This is a genomic window from Saccharomonospora halophila 8, from assembly GCF_000383775.1.
Lineage (GTDB): Bacteria > Actinomycetota > Actinomycetes > Mycobacteriales > Pseudonocardiaceae > Saccharomonospora > Saccharomonospora halophila.
The window spans coordinates 123,121-127,128 of the sequence record NZ_KB912557.1 but is presented as its reverse complement, the minus strand read 5'-3'; the positions used below and the strand labels follow the sequence as shown (position 1 = coordinate 127,128).

Here is a 4,008-nt window from a genome sequence, read left to right as displayed (position 1 = left end):
CCGCGGTCGCCGGTGAACACCGCCCCGGCCCCGTCGGGATGCCAGGCCGCGACCTCCGCGGCGGGAACGTCGACGTCCTCGGCGGACCCGCCGGTGGTGGACAGGTCGACGGTGCGGACCGCGACCCCGGTGGCCCCGACCAGCCCGGCGACGTAGCGCAGCTCGTCGCCCTTGGTGTCGAACGTCCCCACGATGTACGCGCTGCCCACGAACGCCTCCTCCGGCACACGGCGCCACCGGTGATCACCACCACCCAACCACGTCCCCGGCGCGCGCACCAGTGCGATCACCCGGTGCGACGCCGGACATGGCCCCTCCGGGTCCGCGGTCGGGTGTCCGATCGTGGACCGACGGAGCGAGAACGACCCGACACGACGCCGGAAGTGACCACGGACCGGACAACACGGACAGGGGCGTCCCATGGCAGGAATCGGCATCATCGGTGCGGGAGTGGCCGGGCTCCACCTCGGCCTTCTGCTGCGGCAACACGACATTCCCGTGACGATCTACAGCGACAGGACCGGCGAGCAGCTCGCCGGCGGGCGGCTGCCGAACACCGTGGCGCACCACCACACCACCGTCCGGCGCGAACAGGCCCTCGGCGTGGACCACTGGGATATCGCCGAGTACGGCTACTTCGGCCACCACCACTACCTCGGCGGCCCGGAACCGCAGCGCTTCTTCGGTGCCTACTCCGCGCCGTCCCGGGCGATCGACCATCGGATCTACCTGCCCCGGCTGCTGCGCGACTTCCGGGAGCGCGGCGGGGACTTCCGGGTGCGGTCGGTGCGGGCCGCCGACGTGGTCGCCCTGTCCGAACAGCACGAGCTGGTCGTCGTCGCCTCCGGTAGGGGCGACCTGGCGGGGATGTTCCCCCGGCGCACCGACAGGTCGCCCTACGACGCACCGCAGCGCAGGCTCTGCGTCGGGCTCTTCGACGGCGTCGCCGAGAACGAGCCGCGCAGCGTGACCCTCAGCATCTCCCCGGGACACGGGGAGATGGTGGAGATCCCGCTCCACTCGTTCGAGGGCCCGGTGAAAGCTCTGCTGTTCGAGGCCATCCCGGGGGGCGATCTCGAGGTTCTCGCGGACGCGAGATACGACGACGATCCCGCGGGTTTCGAGAGGTTGGTGCGGGACAGACTGCGGGCACATCATCCGACGACGTTCGAGCGGATCGACCACCACCGGTTCCGCCTCACCCGACCGCTCGACCTGCTGCAGGGAGCGCTCGTGCCGACCGTGCGGGAGGACTGGGTGCGCCTGCCGAACGGCCGCTACGCGATCGCGCTCGGTGACGCGCATACCGTCGTCGACCCGGTGGTGGGCCAGGGTGCGAACTCCGCGTCGTACTCGGCGTGGGAACTGGGGCACACGATCATCGAGGATCCGGCCTTCGACGAACGCTTCTGTCGGAAGGTCGCCCGTCGCCGCGGCGACCGGGTGCACGCGATCTCCGACTGGACCAATCTGATGATCCGGACACCACCCCCGCCGCACCTGCTCGACCTGCTCGGCGCGATGGCGGGCGACCAAGCCCTCGCCGACGAGTTCACCGAGAACTTCAATTACCCGGAACGCCAGTGGGACGTGCTCGCCACCCCCGAGCGCACGCGCAACCATCTCGCCCGACGCGGGAGCACGTAGCCGCAGTCGGTCACCGCGGAGCCGCAACGTCGGCGTGGTGAACGTCGCCGGGGCGTGCGGACCACCACGACTTCACGCCGGGACCACGTCCGAGATGCGTGGTGGCCGGTCCGGTGGTGCGTCACCGGCCCCCGGGGTACTCGCCGGTAGGCCGTTCGGTCATCACTATGCTCCTGCCCCGGAAGAGGGAGTCCAGGATTGGTGGGGCCGTGAGCGCGGAGAGCGACCAGGCTACCGGGTCGGGCACAGCGACCGAGGGGGCGATTCGGACAAACCGGGCCGAGGACCGTACCGCGACGGGCGGGCAGGCGGGCGGCGACACCGGTTCCACACCGCCGGAGGGCGGCGGCGCGCGGGCCGGTGGTTCCACCGCGCGGCTGCTCGGCATCGACGTCGCCCGGGCCGTGGCCATCCTGGGCATGTTCGCCTCGCACGTCGGACCCACCAACTACGGCCACCCGCAGGCCTGGATGTTCCTCCCGTTCCACGGGCGCGCGGCGGTGCTGTTCGCCGTGCTCGCCGGGATCTCCATCGCGATCATGTCCGGTGGCCGGGAACCGGCGACCGGGCTCGGCTGGCGCAAGGCGCTCGTCCGGATCGGCTCCCGGGCCGTGCTGATGCTGGCGCTCGGGCTGGTGATGAACCTGGTGTTCATCGTGCCGGTGTGGATCATCCTCGGCTACTACGGCGGGTTCTTCCTGCTCTCGCTGCCCTTCCTGCGGCTGCGGGCGCGGAGCCTGGCGGTCCTGTCGGCCGTGGTGATCGTGGCCGCTCCGGTGGTGTCCTGGCTGATCCGGCGCGCGTACTTCCCGAAGGACCTGATCGAGACGCCGCTGGAGGACATCCGTCCGGAGCAGCTGACCGGCGTCGGCGACGTCGTCACCACGCTACTGCTGACCGGGGTGTTCCCGACCTTCGTCTGGATCGGGTTCGTCCTGGCGGGCATGGCGATCGGACGGCTCGACCTCACCTCACCCGGGGTCGCGAAGTTGCTCGGCCTCGGTGGGCTCGCGCTCGCCGCCGTCGCCTACGGGTCGTCGTGGGTGTCGCTGCACATGCTCGGCGGCATCGAGCGGATCCACGCGTCGCTGGCGCCGCACGCCGGGGACGCCGGGATCGAGGTGGACCGCTTCCTGCACCTGAGTCTGTTCAAGATGCACGGCACGCCACCCACCGACACCCCCGCGTGGTTGCTGCTCCCGCACGCCCACAACGGCACGCCGTTCACCGGCGCGGGAAGTGTCGGGCTGTCGCTGGCCGTCATCGGCGGCTGTCTCCTGCTGCAGCACACGTCGGTGCGGGGGTTGCGGGCGCTGGGCTCGGTGGGCGCCATGTCGCTGACCTGCTACGTCGGGCACCTCGTCGTGATGCAGCTGCTCTGGGGCGGTCAGCCCGACCACTCGGCGACCAACGCCCTGCTGTTCATCGCCGGCTCCGTCGTGTTCGCGAGCGTCTGGCGCTCCTGGTACGGGCAGGGGCCGCTGGAGAAGTTCGTGGCGAAGACGTCGTCGTCGGCGACCCGGATCGTGCGCTGAGACCGGGTCACCGACGACGGGTTCCGTCCGGGCTCACCGACTCCAGCGGGGGAGTCGTTCGAGGCCGCCCCGTTCGACCCGGTCCACCCGCAGGTCGTAGCGGTCGGTCGGGTAGGGGTAGCGCACCTCGAACACCTGGCCCCAGGGCAGCCGCGGCGGCGGGGTGGGCCGCAGCTCCGCGGGCACCTTCGTCCGGTCCCACGCCCGCGCGGTCTGCGTCCACGCGCCACCCCACTCCGCGAAGAACGGGTTGTTCAGGATGCCCGGCTTGATCGCCTCGTCCGCGGCGAGATAGACGGTGGGCGTGTCGGTGATGCCGTGTTCGATCCGCGCCTGGTCCACACACGGCCACACCGCCGCGGAGACCTGGTCGGCGAACACCGTCCGGCCCGCGAGCAGCTCGCCGACCGGCCGCATCCCGGTCAGCTTCGGTTCGGCGGCCGCGAGCCAGGTGTCGGCACCGGTGACGACGTCGGAGACGACGAACCGCACCAGCTCCGGCCGCTCCTCCGGCAGGGCCACGGACAGCTGCTGCCACGCGTCCGACAACCGGTGATCGGCGGGCAGCGCCTGCGTGTCGGTGACCCGGGGTGTGCCGGTGCGCGCGGTGCCGAACTGGGCCTCGATCACCTGCCCCTCCGGGGCGCCGGCGACCGGGAGGGTGACGTGCGTGCCGCCGTGGTCGGGGACCGGGTACCACCCGGTGGTCAGGGTGCCGGTGCCCGGGCTCGTGCCGTCCGGCAGGGCGTCGTGCCAGATCTCCGTCGGCGCGTCCCACGGGGCGGTCCGCAGCGGCGCCGGGCGCGTGGTGCGGAAGTCGCCCTCC

4 protein-coding genes are annotated in these 4,008 nt (G+C 71.9%); 2 read left to right on the top strand and 2 right to left on the bottom strand.

Annotated elements, in window-relative coordinates:
• The coding region (locus SACHA_RS25455; RefSeq protein WP_039738936.1) for a Tm-1-like ATP-binding domain-containing protein at positions 1 to 209 on the bottom strand (209 nt) is incomplete at its 3' end.
• Positions 210 to 420: 211 nt separating this feature from the next.
• Here SACHA_RS25455 and styA point away from each other — a divergent pair.
• Positions 421 to 1,647 (top strand): styrene monooxygenase subunit StyA, encoded by a 1,227-nt coding sequence (gene styA / locus SACHA_RS0113035; RefSeq protein ID WP_019810476.1) that lies wholly within the window; start codon positions 421 to 423, stop codon positions 1,645 to 1,647.
• 209 nt (positions 1,648 to 1,856) lie between these two features.
• Entirely contained in the window at positions 1,857 to 3,182 is a 1,326-nt protein-coding gene (locus SACHA_RS0113030; RefSeq protein ID WP_019810470.1) for a DUF418 domain-containing protein, read from the top strand.
• A gap of 33 nt (positions 3,183 to 3,215) precedes the next feature.
• On the opposite strand, the gene SACHA_RS21970 is transcribed toward SACHA_RS0113030, so the two are convergent.
• Positions 3,216 to 4,008, bottom strand: a 793-nt coding sequence (locus tag SACHA_RS21970) for an arabinosyltransferase C-terminal domain-containing protein (RefSeq protein ID WP_039738934.1), incomplete at its 5' end; no start/stop codon positions are given.

What these genes read in the sequence shown, in the direction of transcription:
- styA (WP_019810476.1), top strand. Translation starts at nt 421, where the DNA reads ATGGCAGGAATCGGCATCATCGGTGCGGGAGTGGCCGGGCTCCACCTC.